A 20,120-nucleotide genomic window follows, 5' to 3' on the forward strand; every position below is an offset into this window, starting at 1 on the left:
CTCAAACGTATAAGCCCTGTCGGATTTCAATAGAAATTCTACGAAAGTTTCCGCAGTTTTCGCAGCATGATGAAAAATTTGTTTTATGTTACTAATCTAATAATCACTACATACCTAATAAAGACTCAATTTGATACGTATTTTTAAGATTTCGCAAAATTATTAACCTAATGAACAGATTCTCTGCGGATATTTTATTATTTGATAAAAAAGATGAGAAATTTTAATTTTTTTATTTCAGGAATATTTGTCCTTTTCTAATAAAAAATATGTCACATCGGGATGCCTTCTGAACTGTTTATTGTATCTAAGTAATATTTATTAGGATATAATGTTTATTCTAATGTTTGGCAAATAAAATATTGTCATTTTATGACTTACGGCAAATTATATTCTTGAAAAAAACATTTTTCAAGAAGTTTGTATTAGTTATTTCTTTATTTAAATTTGGTTTTCAGTGCAGTATTATTTCTACCTAACTAACTAATTTGAATGAAGAAATTTTTACTATTGAGCATCCTATGGGTGTGCTCATGCTCATCTCTTCTATGGGCACAAGAAAGGCAAGTTACGGGTACTGTAACATCTGCTGACGACGGATCGCCACTTCCTGGTGTTAACATTTTGGTGGGCGGTACAAACGTGGGTACAACCACAGACACTGACGGAAACTACAAAATTTCAGCTCCTGCAAAAGGAAAGCTGATTTTTAGCTTCGTTGGTATGCTTCCACAGGAAATCTCTCTTAGCAACTCCGCTATTGTAGATGTGAAACTGGTTTCGGATGCGCGAATGCTTAGTGAAGTTGTTGTAACAGGTAGTGGGGTGGCTACAACAAAAGCGAAACTTGGTATTGCAGTAGAAAGTATTTCTGCAAAAAACCTTCCGCAGACACCAACTGCTTCTATTGACCAGGCGTTGATCGGTAAAATCCCTGGCGCTCAAATATCTTCTGTATCAGGTAACCCTGGTGACCCGGTTAACATCGTACTTCGCGGTATCAACACAGTACAGGGTGGTACAAAACCTTTGATCATGGTTGATGGTATCCAGATTGCTTCTACGGATATTAACTCCCTGGATTTGAGTAACGTTGAAAGAATCGAGGTTGTTCAAGGTGCGGCTTCTGCTTCTATCTATGGAGCTCAGGGTGCCAACGGGGTAATCCAGATTTTTACCAAAAAAGGTAAAAAAGGTGCTTTGGCTGTCAATTTCTCAACCAGCTACTCTGCTAACACTTTTTTAAATACAGGTGATGTGCACAAAGCAAGGCTGCATCCTTATTTGACTGATGCCAACAATAACATTGTTGATGCAAAAGGAAATATTCTTGATTACACAGACGTTGGATCCATTACAGGGATTTCCTACACACATGGCGGTGCTGCACGACTTGCTTTGCTGGACCCACTGAACGTAGCTGATAAGCCTTACAATGCCAATTTGAAATACTATGATCATTTCAAACAAGTATTCAAAACAGGGACAACATTTAATAACAGCCTTAGTCTTTCGGGCGGATCTGATAAGAGTGACTTTGCTATTTCGGCTGCAAATAATCACACGGTAAGTCCTGTAATGAAAAATGGTTCTGTAGACAGAAGTAACCTTACGGTGAACGTGGGAACAGAACTCTTCAAAGGTTTTAAGATCAGATCTACCACACAATTGGTATATACCAAAAATGACCTGGTGCCTGGTTTGGGTGGTGCCGGAGGAGAAGATTACGGTAAAGGAAATTTGTTAGGTAGCAATGGCGGTGTTTATTCTTTCCTTAATACTTCTCCATTTTTCGATCTTACAAGAAAAAATGCAGATGGGACTTATCCTTATTATCAAACAGCTGACTTTTTAAGTATCAACGCCGGTAATCCTTTTTACCGCCAGGCTTATGCAAGCAGCATTGATCATAAAATCGATATAATTCAGAATTTTGATGCCAACTATAATGTCAACAAATTCTTGGAACTTGACGCAAAATACGGTATCAACTATCGTACTGAAAATTCAAGATGGACATACAAGAATCAGTCTGAAAATGCGAACGCACAATACTACGATAGTTATGTAAGTACTTACGCACCGGATTTGTTAGGTGAAATCGATGATTGGTCATATAGCTCAACATTCCAGAACTTCCTGGCAACAGCTTATATCAGAACAGATTTCGAAAAAGATTTCCATATCAAAGTTCCTATTCAGACAAGTACTCAGGTGTCATTTGACTATCGTAACAAAATGTACAAAGAGTACGATACTTACGGATTGGGTCTGTCTCTTGCGCCTCCAACTAACATATCTGCAACCTCATCTCAGGCTGTTGACAGAGATTACAAAGAGCCTTTTGTTACTTACGGTTATTTAGTCAATCAAAAGGTTGATTTTGGTGATTATGGTGGAATTACGGCGGGCTTTAGAAGTGACTGGTCATCTGCTTTTGGTGGTGGATCAAAACCATTTACTTTCCCTCACTTTGACGGGCACATTCTGCCTCTTTCATTCATCAAGAATAGCAGATTAACTGACATTCTTCCTTATTTTAAATTGAGAGCGGCATACGGTGAAGCGGGTATCCAGCCAGGTGCTTTTGACAGATATCCTGTTTTAAGTCAACGTAACCTTGGTAGCCAGCTGATCTACACGATTCCAACTACGGCTAATAATCCTAATTTGCAGGTGGAAGTTTCAAAAGAAACTGAATTCGGTACAGATTTTACATTCAACGCTATTGAAGGCAGTCCTTGGTTGAACAACATCAATGGTTCGTTTACTTACTGGAAACGTAAAAGTGCTAACGTTATATACACAGTTAGTGTAGCACCATCAAATGGTTCAACAGGTCAGTTGACTAACGCAATCGACATGTCATCAAATGGTGTCCAGTTCTCTTTGAACTTGCCGGTTTACAGCTCTAAAACTTTCAAATGGGATTTCACAACCAACTTCGGACATCAGATCTCTAAAATTGATGCAGTTGCAGGCGGTGCGGATATCATTCTTACGTCAAATGCAGGTAGTACTTCGCTTGTGTTGACGGGTGGTCAGCAAATCGGACAGATTTACGGCTACAAAGCCTTGACAAGCCTTGATTTCAAGAGAAAAGACGGTACAAGATACATTGAAGAAGGAAATGAAAATCTTTACGAGATAGTTGACGGACGTGTAGTTAGAAAATCGGATTATCAAATCCAGTTTACTAACGAAACATATGCATTGTCAAACCCAAATCCGAAGTTCAATGCTTCATTTATTAACTCCTTTACTTACAAAAACTTCCTGACGCTTGGTTTCCAGTTTGACTGGGTTTACAAAAGCCATCTTTACAACCAGACAAAAGAATGGATGTATCGTGACGGTATCAGCGGTGATTTTGAAAAACCTGTTACTATTGACGGAAAAACAGGCGCATTCTCTTCTTACTATGGTAGCGCATACTACGCACTTTGGGGAAGCAAAAGTGGTGCCGGTAACAATGCAACAAAAGATTACTTCCTTGAAGATGCATCTTTCATGAGATTGAGAAACGTTTCACTTGGCCTAGACCTTGCCAAACTTTTCAATATTCCTAAGTTGAACAGATGCCAGCTTGTGTTTACCGGAAGAAACCTTCTAACGTTTACAAAATACACAGGATATGATCCTGAGGTAAGTTCAGGATCTGTTAACTCATCTTTCGACAGAGGAGTAGATCACAGTACTTTACCTAATACAAAATCGTATCAGGTTGGGTTGAATATTGGGTTTTAAGAAGTAGCGGATACCCGCTCGTGGCGAAAGAAGTGTTATCAGCAAAGTGCTGAAACATGATTAAAATTTAAAACGCAGGATTCAGTAGTGTCCGGACTTATTGCTCACTACTATTTGTAAACTTTAAAATTTAAAAAAATGAAAATCAGGAATAAAAATAAATTTGTTCAAACGATTTTTGCAGCGACCTTACTTTTCGGAAGTTATAGCTGTAAAGACAAACTGGACGTTGGAAACCCTAATGCGCCAACGATCGATGCCAACGTAAATACTGAAACCGGTTTGATCTCTCTCGCTCAGGGAGGTGTTTATATTAATGGCTTCTACAATGGAGATAACTGGCTTGGAAATAGCTATTTTTCTCTCCCATGGGGATATAGCGAGCTTCTGGCTGATAACGTTTCTGCGGATGCATCCAACAACCAGGTGGCAACCATTGGTGTGGCTAACTATTACATTCTGGATGACGGTACGAAAGTAACAAACGGTTCACCGAACATCAGTCTTATCAGAACATACAATACACGTGCGGCTACCGGTGCTGGTAACAACGCCATCTACTATCAGTGGCTGAATATGTATGCACTTAACAATGCTTGTAACACCGTATTAAGTCTGGTTGATAAAATTCCGTTTTCGGGTGATGCAGCTTCAAAAATTGCTACGGTAAAAGCATGGTGCTACTGGTGGAAGGGATACGCATATGCATCTATCGGTTCACAATATTATGCCGGTTTGATCATTGATGAAGCAGGAACAACCAACAGCAATTATGTATTGCACGATGCAATTCTTGCCAAATCTGAAGAATACTTCAAACTGACTGCAACTACACTTGATGGTATTTCAAGCGAAAGCGACTACACCGCTATTTTGGGCCAGTTAATTCCTGAATTTACTCAGGTTGGAAACGGTGGAATTCCAAGCAAAGCGGAGTGGAAGAGAAACATCAACACGATGTTGGCACGTAACATTCTGGTAAACAAGCTTGCTCCTTTTGTTAATGGAAATCCTGACGCAAAAATTGCAAAATCTTCTACGACAACAATGACTGCCGCTGACTGGACAAATGTATTGACATTGGCAACAGCTGGTATTCAAAAAGGTGATGTCGTATTTACTGGAAGAAGCACAGCAAGCAACCCAATGTTTACTGCAACTGGTGGTACAGCCGCTGCATTGGCAACAGGTGTAAATACAAGTTCGACTTTCAAAGTTCAGGAGCGTTTTATCCAGAATTTTACAGCTGGTGACAAGAGGCTTACGAATAATTTCAGTACTGCTACTACTTACAAAAACAACTTCTCGTACACTACCCGTTACAACCAGATTGATGGCGGCGCAGGACAGGCAGGCGTTTATGTTTATGGAAGCAAAACAGTTGGTGAATACGAAGTTATTATCGCTGGAAGTTACGAGGAAAATGCGCTTATGCTTGCAGAAGCTAACATTCGCTTAGGTAATATTGAAAAAGGTCTTGGTTATATTGATGCTGTAAGAACTTACTTTGGTGCTGGTGTTGCTCCTGTGGCAGGAACTGGTTTGTCATTGGCAGGTGCACTTACGCAACTTGTTAAAGAAAGAAGAGTTTCTCTGATTTACAGAGGCCTTTCATTCTACGATAACAGAAGATGGGGATGGACTTATGACATCACAAACGGTGGTGGCAGCTACAACAACACAATCGTAACAACTGCTGGTGTTGTAAATACAAAAGCAACAATCAACTATAACTTCCTTGATTACTGGGATGTCCCGGCAGACGAATCTGTGTTGAATCCTACAACAGGAGTTGCTACGGTTAACCCTAATTTTTAATTGAAGAATTAAAAAAACGGTTGGTTAAATAAATTAAAAATAAGACAGGAAGGCAGTTCGCTGCCTTCCTGTCTTATTTTTAAAAGGCTTACACTTTCGTTTCTGCCAACATGCAGGGATATTTATTTGATTTAAAATCCATACTTATGAAAAAAATCAACCTTGGTTTTCTAGCTTTATTAAGCCTGAGTACTTTTTCAACTTACGGTCAGGCGACTGTTACCAAAGAGCAGAAAGAAGTAATTGCAAATCTGGATAAGAAAAAAGATCACTACGGAGATGTGTCGAAACAAATCTGGGATCTGGCGGAAGTTGGGTATAAAGAAGTCAAAAGTTCGGCAATTCTTGAAGAGGAATTGGAAAAAGAAGGTTTTACGCTGGAAAAAGGAGTTGCAGGTATTCCAACAGCATTTGTAGCAACTTATGGAAAGGGAAAACCGGTAATCAGTATTTTGGCTGAATACGACGCACTTCCGGGAATGGCTCAACAGGCAGTTCCTGAAAGAAAAGTTATTGAAGGACAAAAGGCAGGACATGCTTGTGGTCACCATCTTTTCGGAACCGCTTCGACGGCAGCTGCCATTGCGGTGAAAGACTGGCTTAAACAAAATGGAAAAACAGGCACCATCAAATTGATGGGCTGCCCGGCTGAGGAAGGTGGTTCGGGTAAAGTTTATATGGTTAGAGAAGGTGTTTTTAAGGATTCAGATATTGTTTTACACTGGCATCCGGGAGATCGGAATTCAGCAAATCCGGCATCTTCTTTGGCAAATATTTCAGCAAAATTCCGTTTTTATGGCGTAGCTGCTCATGCTGCCGGAGCACCCGAACGCGGACGTTCCGCCTTAGATGGTGTGGAAGCAATGGATTACATGGTGAACATGATGCGTGAGCATATTCCTCAGGAAACCCGCATTCACTACGTAATTACACGCGGAGGAGAAGCGCCAAACGTGGTTCCTGCCTTTGCAGAAGTATATTACTACGCCCGTCACAACAACCGTGAGGTGGTAAAGGATGTTTGGTCGAGAATTGTTGAAGCCTCAAAAGGTGCCGCAATGGGAACCGGAACAAAGGTAGAAATGGAAATTACTGGCGGTGCTTATGATTTGCTGCCCGTTGAATCACTTTCCCGTGTGATGTTTAAAAATTTGGAAACCGTTGGTGGTGTTAAATATACACCTGAGGAAATTGCATTTTCTGAAAAGATTATCGCCACATTACCTGCATCAACAGAAACCAAACCAAAATATACCGAAGCTGAAACAGTACCTGCATTTTCAACAAAAGTTGAAGGAATGGGCGGCTCCACAGATGTTGGTGACGTAAGCTGGGCCGTGCCAACAGTTGGTCTTTCAACCGCAACATGGGTGCCAGGAACACCGGCGCACAGCTGGCAGGCTGTTGCAGCAGGGGGAACTGAAATTGGTAAAAAAGGAATGATGGTAGCCTCAAAAACACTGGCACTAACGGCTATCGATTTATTTAAAGACCCTGCTTTAATCCAAAAAGCACATGCAGATTGGGAAAAAGCAAAAGGTCCTAATTTCAAATACGACGCCATGGTAGGAAATCGTAAACCGGCACTGGATTATAGAAATTAAAAAACTTCGGCTTTCGGCGGTCAGCTTTCGGCTAAAATGATAATGATGCATTTTAGCTTAAAACTGACAACCGAAAGCCGATGAGTATATTACTCCAAACTCATTCCCGGCAGCCAGCTGATAGCCGACTGCCGAAAGCCGAAGTCCCCCTCAATATCCGTCCGTTTTAATCTGCTTCTCCGTTACCTCCCCATATTTCTTGATCTGCTCTTTAATATCCGCCGCTTTTCCGATCATGACAAATTGCAGATTATCTTTTGGGAAATATTGTTCAATAATTGTTTTGGCCTGAGCAGTGGTTAATCCATCCACTTTTGCCTGGAAAGTATTGATAAAGTTTTCGTCAAAATTGTAGAGAAACATATCTGTAAGTAAATTAGCCAATGCTCCGGCAGATTCATAATCCGGTGGAAAATCTCCTTTTACATACGATTTTGCAGATGCCAGAACGCTTTCACTGATTCCGGTTTTATGCAAACTGTCAAGCACGCTCAAAGCCATATCAACCGCAGGAACTGTTGTTGAGTTTTTTGTAAAAGTGCTGATGAAAAAAGTCCCGGCCATTTTATATCTGCTGAAACGGCTGTTTGCGCCATAAGTAAGACCCGAATTAACACGTAACGCATCATTTAACCACGAAGTAAATCTGCCACCCAAAATGGTATTCACTACAAGAACCGGAATATAATCAGGCGAACTGTACGGAATTCCTTTTCCGCCTATGAAAAACGTGGTTTCACGGGCATCGTCTTTATTCACAAGTAAAACACGACTTTTGGTAAAGGCAAGTTCAGGTACCACACGTTTCACCATTCTGGCTTCTGCCGTTTTCCAGTCGCCGAAAAGTGAGGTAATTTTTTTCTTCATATCAACCGTTTTGAAATCACCCACAACGGCAATGGCACCTTTTCCGGTTGTGTAATTGCTTTGATAAAATTTCTTTATATCATCGTTCGTGATTTTTTCAACCGTAGATTTCGAACCTCCGGTTGGCGTCGCATAAGGGTGTTTGTCAAAAACAAAACCATTGAAATAATTCCCGATTACATTCCGTGGTCTTTCTTTAATTTGTGCCAGTTCAAGCAGTGTCCTTTGTTTATGTTTGTTGAATTCAACAGCATCAAAAACCGGATGAATCATGATTTGCTGCAAAACATCAAAAAGTTTTTCCTGATCTTTTACTGCAAACGACGAGCGGATACTTGCGCCTTCTTTTCCAGCGGTGGTAGTTAAATTTGCACCAACATAATCCGTTATTTCTTCAATTTGGGCTTTTGTGTATTTCTGGGTACCAAAAACCAGAGCATCAGCCGTCAGACTTGCCAAGCCATATTGTTCGCCGTCATTGATAGAACCCGCGTCAAAAACGGCGGAAACATTGATCAGCGGCACTTCATGCTGCTCCATCAAATAAACTGTAAGTCCGTTTTTTAATTTGAACTTTTCATACTTCGGGACCTTAAAATTGTTTTGTCCAGTTACCGACAAAGTTGTCAGGGTTAACAGCACAAGGAATATATTTTTCATCTTGAAATTTTTTAGATCATTACAAAAGATTTGAAACAAATGAGGAGTCGGTTATCAGACTTTCTTTTCAGGTAACAAATAACCAACGGTCCTGTTTCTTTCTGTAAAATATTTGGCAGCTACCCGTTTGATATCATCCACGGTCACTTTTCCATACAGTTTTGGGGCGTCAAACATTTTCCGGTAATCACCAAAAAATACGTCATACGTTCCCATACTGTTCGCTTTGCCATTGATCGTTTCCATACTTCTGTAAAATTCCATCAGTTTTTGGTTTTTTACTTTTTGCAATTCACTATCCGTAACACCGCTTTTAATGATCAGATCAATTTGTGTCAGAATCGATTTTTCAAGCGTCGGAGCCGAAACGCTATCTCCCGCAACCGCATAAATGTTAAACAGATTCGGATCAAAACCTTCGCCCATAAAAGTGAAAACCTGTGAAGCGATTGTGGTATCCATCACCAGCGATTTTACCAATCTGGAAGAATTTCCTGATGTTAATAAGCTGCTCAGCAAATCCAGTGCATAATAATCTTCATGACCGGTTTGCGGTGTATGGTAAGAAAGTAAAACATTTGGAGTTGTAATATCCTTATAAGTTGTAACCCGACGCTCGCCATTTTGTTCAGGCTCAACGGTGCGGATTTTTGGAGGAAGTCCTCTGGCAGGAATTGGAGCCATATATTGGTCAGCCAGTTTTTTAACCTGATCGACGGTAATATCCCCGACTACAACAACCGTTGCATTGTTTGGCGAATAATAGGTTTTGAAATAATTTTCAAGATCACTTTGCGTCCATGCCTTGATATCAGATTCAAAACCAATCACCGGAAACATATACGGATGCTCCTGGAAAGCAACGGATTGAACCAATTCGCTAAGTAAACGGTAATTGCTGTTTTCCAAACCGGTACTTCTTTCAGATAAAACAACACCGCGCTCACTTTCGACCATTTTGGGATCAATAGTCAGATCTGCGATGCGGTCGGATTCCAGTTTGAAAATGGTTTCCAGCGCGTCTTTTTGAAACCAGTCGGTGTATACAGTTACATTTTCAGAAGTATAGGCATTATTGGAACCGCCGTTTGCTTCCATGGTGCGATCGAATTGTTTGGGTCCGTAATTTTTGGAGCCATTGAACATCATATGTTCAAAAAAATGCGACAGGCCGGTAATTCCATGAACCTCGTTTCTGGAACCAACTTTCCAGAACAAATACATATTGGCATTAGGGATAGAATGATCTTCGAGCACCAGGAATTTCATGCCGTTTGCCAGCGTGAAAGTTTTGACATCTTCGGGTTTACTTTGGCCATTGGCAAAACCAATTCCAGCCATTATTGCTGCTCCCAACAATAGTTTGCGTAGCTTCATAGTTACGATTCAGTTTTTTGTTTTGTAATAATAAACAAAAAACCGGGACGGAAACCAGCATTTTGACGAATGGCAAAAGATGTTTGGGTTCAAATAGTCATATTATTTGAAGCAACATAAATTTTAACACAATCGTAAGGTGCGGCGCACTGAAATATTTATTGCAATCTATAATTTTGTAAAATTCAAGGTGCAAGCACCGCATTACTAAATCCTGACAAATCATGAAATCTATCCTATCCCTTTGTTGTATTTTAATTGCTTTTTCTTCATTTATCACGACTGAAAACCGGGTTTCGAAAAACAATAATGAAGATCAGAAACGAACTTTGCGAATTCTGACTTATAATATTCACCATTGCAACCCGCCGGAATCTGCGGGTGGAAGGATTGATGTGGAAGCCATCGCGAAAGTTATTAATAATGCAAAACCCGATCTTGTAGCTTTACAGGAAGTTGATGTTAATACAGAACGTTCAGGAAAAGGACTGAACCAAGCCAGACAAATTGCCGATTTAACCGGTATGAAATTCTATTTTTCGAAAGCGATTGATCATCAGGGCGGCGATTATGGCGTTGCCGTTTTATCCAAATTCCCTATTGTAGATTCGGCCCGGTTTGCACTTCCGATTAAGAAAGATCTGGTGGAAGAAATGAGAACAATTGCAGCCATCACAGTAATGCTTCCATCAAAACAAAAAATCATTTTTGCCAGTACACATTTGGGTTTGAATGAACCGAACAGACTTTTACAGGCCGAAACAATTATAGAACATTTTGGTAATGAAAAATTACCTATGATTTTGGCAGGAGATTTTAACGCGGAACCGGAAAGTAAGGTTGTAAATTATTTCGATAAGTATTTTAGCCGGACTTGTACAGCAAACTGTCAGCACACAATTCCGGTCGTAAATCCGGAAAAGACGATTGACTATATCATGTCAAAACCATCGGGTACTTTTAAAGTGCTAAGCCATAAAGTAATAGATGAAAAATATGCTTCCGATCATTTGCCGGTTCTTGCAGAATTGACATTAGGTAAATAATATTTTTCTGATTTAATGTTCAAAAAGATAATAGAATTTTTTCTATTATCTGATAATCAGTATTCTACAATAAAATCCCGTTGCCCGGATCAATTTCGGCAACGGGATTTTTTATTAGTCTAAGCGGATTTCGCTTAATTAAAATAATGATAAAAGTCTCTGTTACCAAAGTGATTTTTGTGCGTCTGTAATATTAATGTACCGTCTTCAAGTTGGTATCAAAACAGATTTTACCGCCACATCTATCACTCACTTTTATTCATTTGTTTATGAAAAAACATTTTTTACTCAAATTCTTTCCGCTGATTTTATCTCTACTTTTATTTTCTGTTTCGTATGGACAAGAAGCAAAAAATTCGAATTGTCCGAACCCTGCGGGTGGTTGTGATACCGTCGGGATTGAACATAAAGTAAGCCCATGGCGAGTTGGTGGTTTCATCGGGCCAACTGTTGCATTTTGCGGAAAATGGTCAAGCACATTTAATTCGAATAAGTATCGTGACAAATCGCTTTTTAACGGAATTGGCTATCACGCCAATCTTAACGCCGATTATTTTTTCAATGTAAAGAAAAATAAACAATTGAAATTTGGCGTCGGTGCCATTGCGGGTTTACAGACTTTCTTTTTAAGAAATGATCTGGATGATTTTTTAGATAAGATCATCGCGGAAACCGGATCAAGTAATGCGGTGATCAGAAAAGGTGCTTCCGAAGATCACTATATTGTCGCCGGGCCGGTACTCAGTTATGCTTTTGGCAAAAAAACAAGATCACCATTTATTGAAGCTTCCGTTCGTGGCGGACTTTTCAGAACAACGCCGGCAGCTATTTTTGTTTATGACCAGGCTACTTCCAATAATATTTATTCAGTTACCGCTACGGATAAGCGTTATCATGCTGGACTTCTGACAACCCTGGGATTATTTTTTCCGAGCAAAAAAGGACTTTGGTCGTGGGGGTAGAAGCTACCGGATTCCGTACCAAAGTGAATTATATTTTTCCAGGCGCTACCATTTATAGTTATCAAAGAAAACATGGCGGATTCTCTGCTGGTTTAGCCTTTCGCCGGAATTTCGTTCGTGATATTCCTTTCAGAAAAGATCCGACACCGCCTTTGTTATGCGAAGCGCCTGACCTGGAATTGATGATGGGCGGAAGATCAATCAAAGGACTTGTTTTCAGCACGCTGGATTCGACAAAAGCAGATAGTATCCAGATCAGCTGGAAAAGCCGCAGCATTTTGGATACTACAAAAAGCGAAACTTTTACAGCGCGTCTTCATCAGCTGAATGGCGGAATGGATAATGTTATCGCTCAGGTTGTTTGTCAGAAAGAGACCAAAATGGCATGGCCGGCAGGATATTTAAATCCGGTAACGGGCCGTCCGGTGGAAGGACAATATTATGTAACCGTGCAAAGTCAGCAGATTTCTTCCTGCGCATCATGTACAAGTGAAGCGAGCACGACAGGTTTTTCTGTTCAAAAACCGGAAAGAATTATCGATTCTGTTGACCGTTGTTTCAGACAATGTTTTCTGGAAGTTTATGCTTACAAAAAGGTTAATGTTAAAAGAGTTAAATACGGAAAATCGCCGACATCCTGTGTAGGCTGTATTTGTCCGATTGATACGGTTTCAAAAACAATTTCCCAGTATCATCTTTTGGGAACTGTTAAAAAAGACAATTGTGATGCTTCAAAACTTGATCTGAATACTGAAACGTCTGGTATCATGATTCCGAAGTGGGCGACGACAGTTTATACTTCTGTTGAAACCATTGTTGCAGGTGATTGCGCAGGCATTCCTCAGGGAAGAAATAAAATCAATTATTCGGCCCCTGTAAAAAAAGGGAAAGCTGGTGTATTCAAAAGAGCTTATCAGAAAAAATAAAATTTGATTTGGATGTTAACGAAAAAAGAACCTTTCAGTTGAGAGGTTCTTTATCGTTTTTTTATATTTCGTCCTTAATCCATTTCACTCTTACAATCCGACTTTTAATATCGTGATTGGCAAAAAAATGCAGCCAATGTAATTGGCGGGAAGACAAATGATCGGTTGGTGATTTTATTTCAATGAAGGAATATTCCGTTTCATCCCAAACCAGCAAATCCGGGAATCCCCTGGTATTTTCTCTCATGTTTTGAGATATTTCCAAAAGCACAGCATGGATTTGTTCCGGTGTTAGTAACGAGATCAGTTTCAAAACAATTTCCAGCATTCCCGGATACCAGCTTACAAGTACATTGGTGGTTCCGAATTTTTCATGAAAAGTCTTTTCAACAATTTCTGATATAATCTCCAATGTATCCGCCTCTTTCATTCTCGCCAAAAGCTGATCAGATCTTTTGTAATAGAAATCGGGCAGGAAGAAATCGGATGGGACACGCTGCAAAGGATTGTGAATTGCTTTTACGTTGGTATCATAAATAATATCCCAGAATAAAAGCCCAAACAGTGCACGCCACGGCTCATTTTCACTGAAAACTGCTTCTGCGCCAAGATCTTTATAATATTCAATCGCGCCTCTTTCAACACGAAAACGGTTAGAAATCGGAATTTCAATACTGCTTGCATCCTTCAAAGCCTGCGTCGTCCGTTTTACAGCACGCTTCTTTTTGTTGACAATCCTGTCATGAAAATCATGTGAAAAATAACGTTCATCTGCGTTTTGAGGATTTTCGGCAATTTCTTCACATAACGCAAGTGCTTCTTCAATCTCCCCCAGATTATATAAGAGCCGGACGCGTCTTTCTCTTGAAGGCGCATCATTTGTAAGCTGATATGCTGTTAAAGCCTGCGAAAGCATTTTTTTTCGTTCAAGCCATGCGCCAACGCGTAATACAAAAAGATGATAGGAGGGAAGAGATTTCGGACTCAGATTTCCTGAAACGCCAACCTGCCAGTTCATAAACCAGTCGAAGATTTCTTCCGGCGGCAATTCGTTTTTCAAAATATCAAAACTTTCCTTCATCAGCGAAACCATCAGCGTGTCATCAACATCCTTCCGGCTTTCAAACTGAACGGATAAATGTTCCTGATCAAAAGACTGAAAACGTACATGGCCCAAATCCCGGACCACAAACTCAGTCATATCCGCATACCGGTTTCCAAAAAACAGAAATTTCATCATCATCACTTCTGCCTCATAAGCCACTTTGACGACCGGTTCCGTTTCCTGAATAATCGCGCAGATTATTTTAAAGTCATATTCATATAAAAGCCAGCGAATCAGATCCTGTTTTTTGATCGATTTGGAAGGCATAACATCCGGGTTCAGGATTTTAGTGAATTCCAGATGCTCGGGTTTTGTAAACAAATGCATCACTTCCTCAAATCGCTCCTCATGCAATTCACAAAGCTGCTGGATAAATTTTGCATCATGAAGCTCATTCAATGCCGCCGGAATATCCGTGATTTCTGAATAAGAAAGAGAATTAACACGGAAAAATGATTTGCTCCGGTTACTGAAACGAATGAAAAGACATTGTGCTTCTTCCGAAAGGCCATTGTAGGAATTCAGGAATTCAAGTTCGTTCTCGTTCAATAAGGTTTCGTACATTTTTCGTACAAAATCCAGTACATAACCAAAGTAATCGTGGTAATATTTTGGAGGAAGATCCTTTGGAAACTCGTTAATTTGCACAGTAAGTATTGTAGAATTTGCAGTCAGTTTGCCACTAAACTTTATTCAAATATAACGAGACAAAAGAAGAATTATTCAACAAAGTGCATATTTATCGACTAGCTATTATAGTAAGAACTGCAATGGTGTTACCTTTTACAAAAAACAGCAAAATTGCATATTAAAACTAAATTAATTAAAATTATAATTAGTAAAAATTGTACTATATCAATTCAAATTATTCCCATTTTGCATTAACGTAGTATTTTATAAAGAATTGAATTACATTTGTTTCCTATGGAAAACAACTTTTAGAGCCCATGACAACATTAGATTCTTACAATTTTTCCGGCAAAAAGGCCTTGGTGCGCGTTGATTTTAACGTACCGCTTAATGACAAGTTTGAGATTACGGATGATACCCGGATCCGTGCCACTATACCCACCATCAGCAAGATTCTTAGTGAAGGAGGATCTGTGATTTTGATGTCCCACCTGGGACGTCCGAAAGATGGACCTACTGAAAAATATTCTCTAAAACACCTTGTTAACCCTCTTTCCCTGATTTTAGGTAAAACGGTAAAATTTGCTGACGATTGTATCGGAGCAAGTGCGACAGAACTTGCAGGTGCTTTGCAGCCAGGTGAAGTGTTGTTGCTTGAAAACCTTCGTTTCTACAAAGAAGAAGAAAAAGGCGACGAAGCTTTCGCAGAAAAATTGTCGAAACTTGGCGATGTCTGGGTTATGGATGCATTCGGAACGGCTCACCGTGCACATGCTTCCACTGCCGTAATCGGTAAGTTTTTCAAAGACAAAGTTTGCGGATATGTGATGCAGGCTGAGCTTGACAATGCAGAAAGACTTCTTGAACACTCAGAACGTCCTTTCACTGCAATTATGGGTGGAGCTAAAATTTCTGACAAGATTTTGATCATCGAACGTTTGCTTGATAAGGTTGATAACCTGATCATCGGAGGCGGAATGTCATATACTTTTACAAAAGCACTAGGCGGAAATATCGGGAAATCTTTACTTGAAGCGGATAAATTGGATTTGACACTTGAACTGCTTGAAAAAGCAAAACAGAAAGGTGTAAATATCGTTTTGCCGATTGATACAGTAATTGCCGATAAATTTAGCAATGATGCAAGTCGCCAGACTGTCCCTGCTGCTGAAATTCCTGATGAATGGGAAGGTTTGGATATCGGACCTGAGTCGGTTGAATTGTTCAAAGGAATTATTGCTTCATCAAAAACAGTTCTTTGGAACGGTCCGATGGGCGTTTTTGAATTCCCTAATTTCGCAATCGGTACTAATGCAATCGCGGAAGCGGTAGTTGCTGCTACGGAAGAAAACGACGCTTTCTCACTAATTGGTGGTGGAGATTCGGCTTCTGCTGTGAACAACGCAGGTTACGGAGATCGCGTAAGCTACGTTTCAACAGGTGGTGGTGCATTGCTTGAATATATGGAAGGTAAAGTTTTGCCTGGCGTTGCAGCCTTGGATTAATTGTTAATGGTTAGTTGTTAATTGTTAATAGTGAGGAATTGAGAATTGGACGCTTATCGTTTGGTTCTCAATTTTTTTTGCCCAAACATTCTACCCCAATTTTGCATCTTAAACAGCTTTGTATTTCGGGTAGAGTATGACCGCCGATTGCCGACTGCCGAAAGCCTGATAAAAAAGAAATCCATTCCTCAATTGAAGAATGGATTGTCTGTATTATTAACCTAACTAATTTATAAATAAAGTCACAACCTTGACCGTCATTATCTCTTTTGATTAACTTTTCACACGCGACTGGATGTCGTCAGAACCTGTGTTGCGTTGTCTTGTTTTTACGTTTTGATTACCGAAACGGTAAGTGAAAACAAGTCTGAACTGACGGCTTGGCCATGTGCTTTTTACTCTTAAATCAATATCTTCAAACTTCGTAGTTCCTCTGAATTTGTTTGTCCAGAATGGATCCTGAACGCTGAAACGAATCGTTGCTTTTTTATCCATCAATGATTTCTGCAAACCAAGATTGATAGCGCCTTGCGATTTCGCTGATAATAATCCATATATCTGCGGACTGTTAAACCACCCCGAAAGTTCTGCTGTCCACGTTTTGGAAAGCGTAAAAGTGTTGTTGACAAAAGCGTTATAAGTAAAAATCTTCATATCAAACGGCGCGTTCCGGTAAAAGGTCTTATAATGATTATAAGCGCCGGATAAGTTGGTTTGCGCATTCCACCATTTCGTAATCGGAATTGGTGCTGAAATTGTTAAACTCACATAATTCTGATTATCAAGGTTTTCTGATGTTACATAAGTCTGGTTTTTTTCAGGCACCAGCATCGGCACTTCATCAGCAATCATATCTTTCACACGACTGTAAGCCAGCGTTGTATTCAGGAAATTTTTATAAACATGAACCAGCTGAAAGGAATGTGTATACTGCGGGCGAAGGTTTGGATTACCTTTTTGGAAAGTATACGGATCCAGATAATATTCAAATGGATTCAGCGACTGATAATTCGGGCGGTCAATCCGGTAACTGTATGACAAATTCAAAACGTTGCTGCTATCAAGATTTCTCGACAAGAAAATACTTGGGAATACATTCAGATATTTACGGTTTCTGATGCTGTTAAGCGTTACCGAATTACCTATTGCATGTGTGTACTCAGCACGCAAACCAAGCTGGTATTTCGTTTTTGCATTAATCTGTCCGTTGTAATTTGCGTAACCTGCATTAATATTTTCAGTGTATTTGAATTGATTAGTACGTGTTGGATCAAGAGCCCAGTCATCCGTTTTTGTTTCGAAAATCATGTTATTGTTTGATCTTACATAACTTGATTTCAATCCTGCTTCAAACTTTCCTTTTCCCAATGGTTGTGTATAATCCATTTTCGCTACACCTATGTTGATCAAAGCCGGCATATTATTTCTTACAATATCAGGTGTTCCGGTTGGCGATCCGTCCGGATTGTAATATCTGGTATCCAGGAAATTGTATCCTTTGCTATCGTACTGAACATAATCCGCATCAAATGTCAATTCTTTGCCTTTGTCGTTAAATTGATGTTTCAGGTTAACATTCGCACTGATATTATTCATGTGATTGTTCGCTTTCATATCCGTGTGATAGGTTTGCTGAAGGCTCAGATCATCGTTTAATATTTCTGCATTTGTTGCTCTGATCGGGTTTTTCCATTGATTATAAAAACCTGAGAAAAGAACACCAATCGTCGTTTTGTCCGTTGCGAAATAATCCATTCCAACACGGTAATTATAATTTTGCGACCGCCATTCACTTTTTGAATTCATGTTGAAAGTCGTCGTTTTTCCTTCATACGGAATGGCGCGGTAAATGATCTGGTTGTTAAAACCTTCACCTTTAAAAGCACTTGCAGTTCCAAAAAGGCTAACTTTTCCTTTTCTATTATTCAGAGCCAGCGACCCGTTTCCACGTCCATAATCTGGTGTAGCAATACCTCCGCCGACAGAAAAGTTACCATTCGTTCCGAAATTTTTATTTTTCTTAAACTTGATATTGATAATTCCTGAGTTTCCCGCTGCATCGTATTTTGCTGATGGATTGGTGATTAGCTCGATTTTCTCAATATTATCGCTCGGCGTATTTCTTAAAAGATTCACAAGCTCAGCCTGACTCAGATAAGTCTGTTTGCCATCGATTTGCACAATGACACCATCTTTTCCGCGAAGTTGCAGCTTATCGTTTTGCTGATCGACAGTAATTCCCGGCGAACGCTCCAAAACTTCCAGTGCAGTGGCTCCGGCAGATACGATACTGTTCTCAACATTGATTACAGTTCTGTCGATTTGCTGCTCTATGAAGGGTTTTTTAGCCATAACCGTCACTTCATTCAGTGCCTGTGATTCCGGTTGTAAAGTGAAAGAGGGGAGGTTTACAGTATTTTCTTTTACTGAAAAATTTTTGCTGTAAGCTTTTTGATAGCCGACCATGGACACCATTGCCATGTATTCGCCGGCATCAACCTGATCGAAAAGAAATTTTCCGTTTTCGTCAGCTGCGAGTCCTTTTGATAAGGTCGAGTCTTTCGCTTTTAAGAGTAAAACATTAACAAAAGGAAAAGGCTGGGATTTCTCATCCAGAATTGCCCCGGAGACCTTTCCTTTTGTCGTTGTTGTTTGAGCAAGCACAAAGCTACCGCTAAGTAGCAGTGCTACTGTTAGATTAATAAAGAATTTCATGGCTAATAGATAGTTATATTATGAACCCGATATTTTCGAAATATTCAGAATTGTAATAACTCGGTCATTCTTGAATATAGAGTACATTGCAAAGATAAGTACTTGGTATAACATAGAACCTTAGATTACACGAAAGGTTCTTTTGTTGGATGAACGGAAACCAAGTATCCGCCTTTCTCATGATAGATACAAAGTGAAGCAAGAATGTTGCATGATGAAAGAAAAAAAGTTTGAATGGTAAAAATTCGACCATGAAATTGGTCATTGTCGGCATGAAATGGTTTTGGGGATTTCCTGTAAATGGAATAATAACAGCAGTAATTATGTTAAAAAATAAAATGATAAATTATTTCGATATGAGGTAGGGTTGCTTCTAATTATTTTGTCGTAATAATATAAAGGGTATTAAAAGTTTTGCGATGTGAGGAAATTGTTACAAAATAATTCTTTGGAATCTGACGAACCGACTGGTCGGGAAGTGAGACTTGTGCCTGATGAAACCAATGCTGACTCGCAGAATTCGATTCAAACCGATAAAGAATTTTTTATTCGTAAAGCTTTCGAGCAGGATTCTGTAAAAGGATATGAGTTGCTTTTTCGTCAGTATTATAGTCCGCTTTGCAGTCATGCAGTTAGGTTTGTGTATAATCGAGAAGTAGCAGAAGATCTGGTTGCAGAAGTTTTTTATACTTTTTGGAAAAAGAAATTACACGAGCAAATAACCACTTCTTTTCGGGCTTACCTTTTTACCTCTGTCCGAAATAAAAGTCTCACCTATATAAAGTGGGAATTTGACAAAGAAAAATCCGAAGAACTTGAAGAAAATGATAAAGCATCTTCTACGCTGGAACCGGATGAGGTTATGGAATTTGATGAGCTCTATTTACACATTGAAAAAACAATAAATCAGCTGCCACCCCAATGCCAGAAAGTTTTCTTGATGAGCCGTTTTGAAGGAAAAAGTTACAAGGAAATTGCGGAAAAACTGAACGTTTCAGGAAAGGCAGTGGAGGCGCATATCAGCAAAGCATTAATCACTTTGAGAAAAGCATTACAAAATTACTGGCTGTTTATATTATCCGCTTTTTTGCCGAATTGGTAAAAAATATTTCCGCCCAACCAAAATAATCAAAAATTGAGCTAGGGAGAGATTGAAGA

At 39.5% G+C, this 20,120-nt stretch carries 12 protein-coding genes; 8 read left to right on the top strand and 4 right to left on the bottom strand.

Features of this window, described 5'->3' with window-relative positions; all coding sequences use genetic code 11:
• Positions 1-492: 492 nt before the first annotated feature.
• The 3 genes from IEE83_RS03870 to IEE83_RS03880 all read left to right on the top strand — a co-directional run bounded on the left by IEE83_RS03870 (position 493) and on the right by IEE83_RS03880 (position 7,169).
• Positions 493-3,747 carry a SusC/RagA family TonB-linked outer membrane protein gene (locus tag IEE83_RS03870; protein ID WP_194119316.1) on the top strand — a complete coding sequence of 1,085 codons (3,255 nt, stop codon included), beginning with the start codon at positions 493-495 and terminating at the stop codon, positions 3,745-3,747.
• A gap of 138 nt (positions 3,748-3,885) precedes the next feature.
• Positions 3,886-5,565, top strand: a complete 1,680-nt coding sequence (locus IEE83_RS03875) for a RagB/SusD family nutrient uptake outer membrane protein (RefSeq protein ID WP_194119317.1) — start codon at positions 3,886-3,888, stop codon at positions 5,563-5,565.
• 146 nt (positions 5,566-5,711) lie between these two features.
• Positions 5,712-7,169 carry a M20 family metallopeptidase gene (locus IEE83_RS03880; protein ID WP_194119318.1) on the top strand — a complete coding sequence of 486 codons (1,458 nt, stop codon included), beginning with the start codon at positions 5,712-5,714 and terminating at the stop codon, positions 7,167-7,169.
• Between the two features lie 150 nt (positions 7,170-7,319).
• Here IEE83_RS03880 and IEE83_RS03885 read toward each other — a convergent pair whose 3' ends face one another.
• Together IEE83_RS03885 and IEE83_RS03890 are read right to left on the bottom strand one after the other, a co-directional pair.
• Positions 7,320-8,696 (bottom strand): M16 family metallopeptidase, encoded by a 1,377-nt coding sequence (locus tag IEE83_RS03885; RefSeq protein ID WP_194119319.1) that lies wholly within the window; start codon positions 8,694-8,696, stop codon positions 7,320-7,322.
• Positions 8,697-8,750: 54 nt separating this feature from the next.
• Complete coding sequence (locus IEE83_RS03890; RefSeq protein WP_194119320.1) at positions 8,751-10,073, bottom strand: M16 family metallopeptidase; 1,323 nt, start codon at positions 10,071-10,073, stop codon at positions 8,751-8,753.
• 224 nt (positions 10,074-10,297) lie between these two features.
• Here IEE83_RS03890 and IEE83_RS03895 point away from each other — a divergent pair, with 224 nt between their 5' ends.
• The 3 genes from IEE83_RS03895 to IEE83_RS03905 all read left to right on the top strand — a co-directional run bounded on the left by IEE83_RS03895 (position 10,298) and on the right by IEE83_RS03905 (position 13,007).
• On the top strand, positions 10,298-11,119 hold the full coding sequence (locus tag IEE83_RS03895; protein WP_194119321.1) for an endonuclease/exonuclease/phosphatase family protein: 822 nt from the start codon (positions 10,298-10,300) through the stop codon (positions 11,117-11,119).
• Positions 11,120-11,388: 269 nt separating this feature from the next.
• Complete coding sequence (locus IEE83_RS03900) at positions 11,389-12,081, top strand: hypothetical protein (protein WP_194119322.1); 693 nt, start codon at positions 11,389-11,391, stop codon at positions 12,079-12,081.
• A complete protein-coding gene (locus tag IEE83_RS03905; protein ID WP_194119323.1) occupies positions 12,072-13,007 on the top strand; it encodes a hypothetical protein in 936 nt (311 codons plus the stop codon). The genes IEE83_RS03900 and IEE83_RS03905 overlap by 10 nt, the downstream gene beginning before the upstream one ends.
• A gap of 61 nt (positions 13,008-13,068) precedes the next feature.
• Here IEE83_RS03905 and IEE83_RS33395 read toward each other — a convergent pair whose 3' ends face one another.
• Positions 13,069-14,760, bottom strand: coding sequence for a VRR-NUC domain-containing protein (locus tag IEE83_RS33395; protein WP_310588468.1), 1,692 nt, complete (start codon positions 14,758-14,760; stop codon positions 13,069-13,071).
• Between the two features lie 299 nt (positions 14,761-15,059).
• Here IEE83_RS33395 and IEE83_RS03915 point away from each other — a divergent pair, with 299 nt between their 5' ends.
• Entirely contained in the window at positions 15,060-16,247 is a 1,188-nt protein-coding gene (locus IEE83_RS03915; protein ID WP_194119324.1) for a phosphoglycerate kinase, read from the top strand.
• A gap of 273 nt (positions 16,248-16,520) precedes the next feature.
• Here the strand turns inward: IEE83_RS03915 and IEE83_RS03920 are convergent, their stop codons facing one another.
• Entirely contained in the window at positions 16,521-18,962 is a 2,442-nt protein-coding gene (locus IEE83_RS03920) for a TonB-dependent receptor (RefSeq protein WP_194119325.1), read from the bottom strand.
• Positions 18,963-19,383: 421 nt separating this feature from the next.
• Here IEE83_RS03920 and IEE83_RS03925 point away from each other — a divergent pair, with 421 nt between their 5' ends.
• Positions 19,384-20,064, top strand: a complete 681-nt coding sequence (locus IEE83_RS03925) for an RNA polymerase sigma-70 factor (protein WP_310588469.1) — start codon at positions 19,384-19,386, stop codon at positions 20,062-20,064.
• The last annotated feature ends 56 nt before the right edge of the window (positions 20,065-20,120 follow it).

The sequence above is a fragment of the Dyadobacter subterraneus genome (assembly GCF_015221875.1).
GTDB classification, from domain to species: domain Bacteria; phylum Bacteroidota; class Bacteroidia; order Cytophagales; family Spirosomataceae; genus Dyadobacter; species Dyadobacter subterraneus.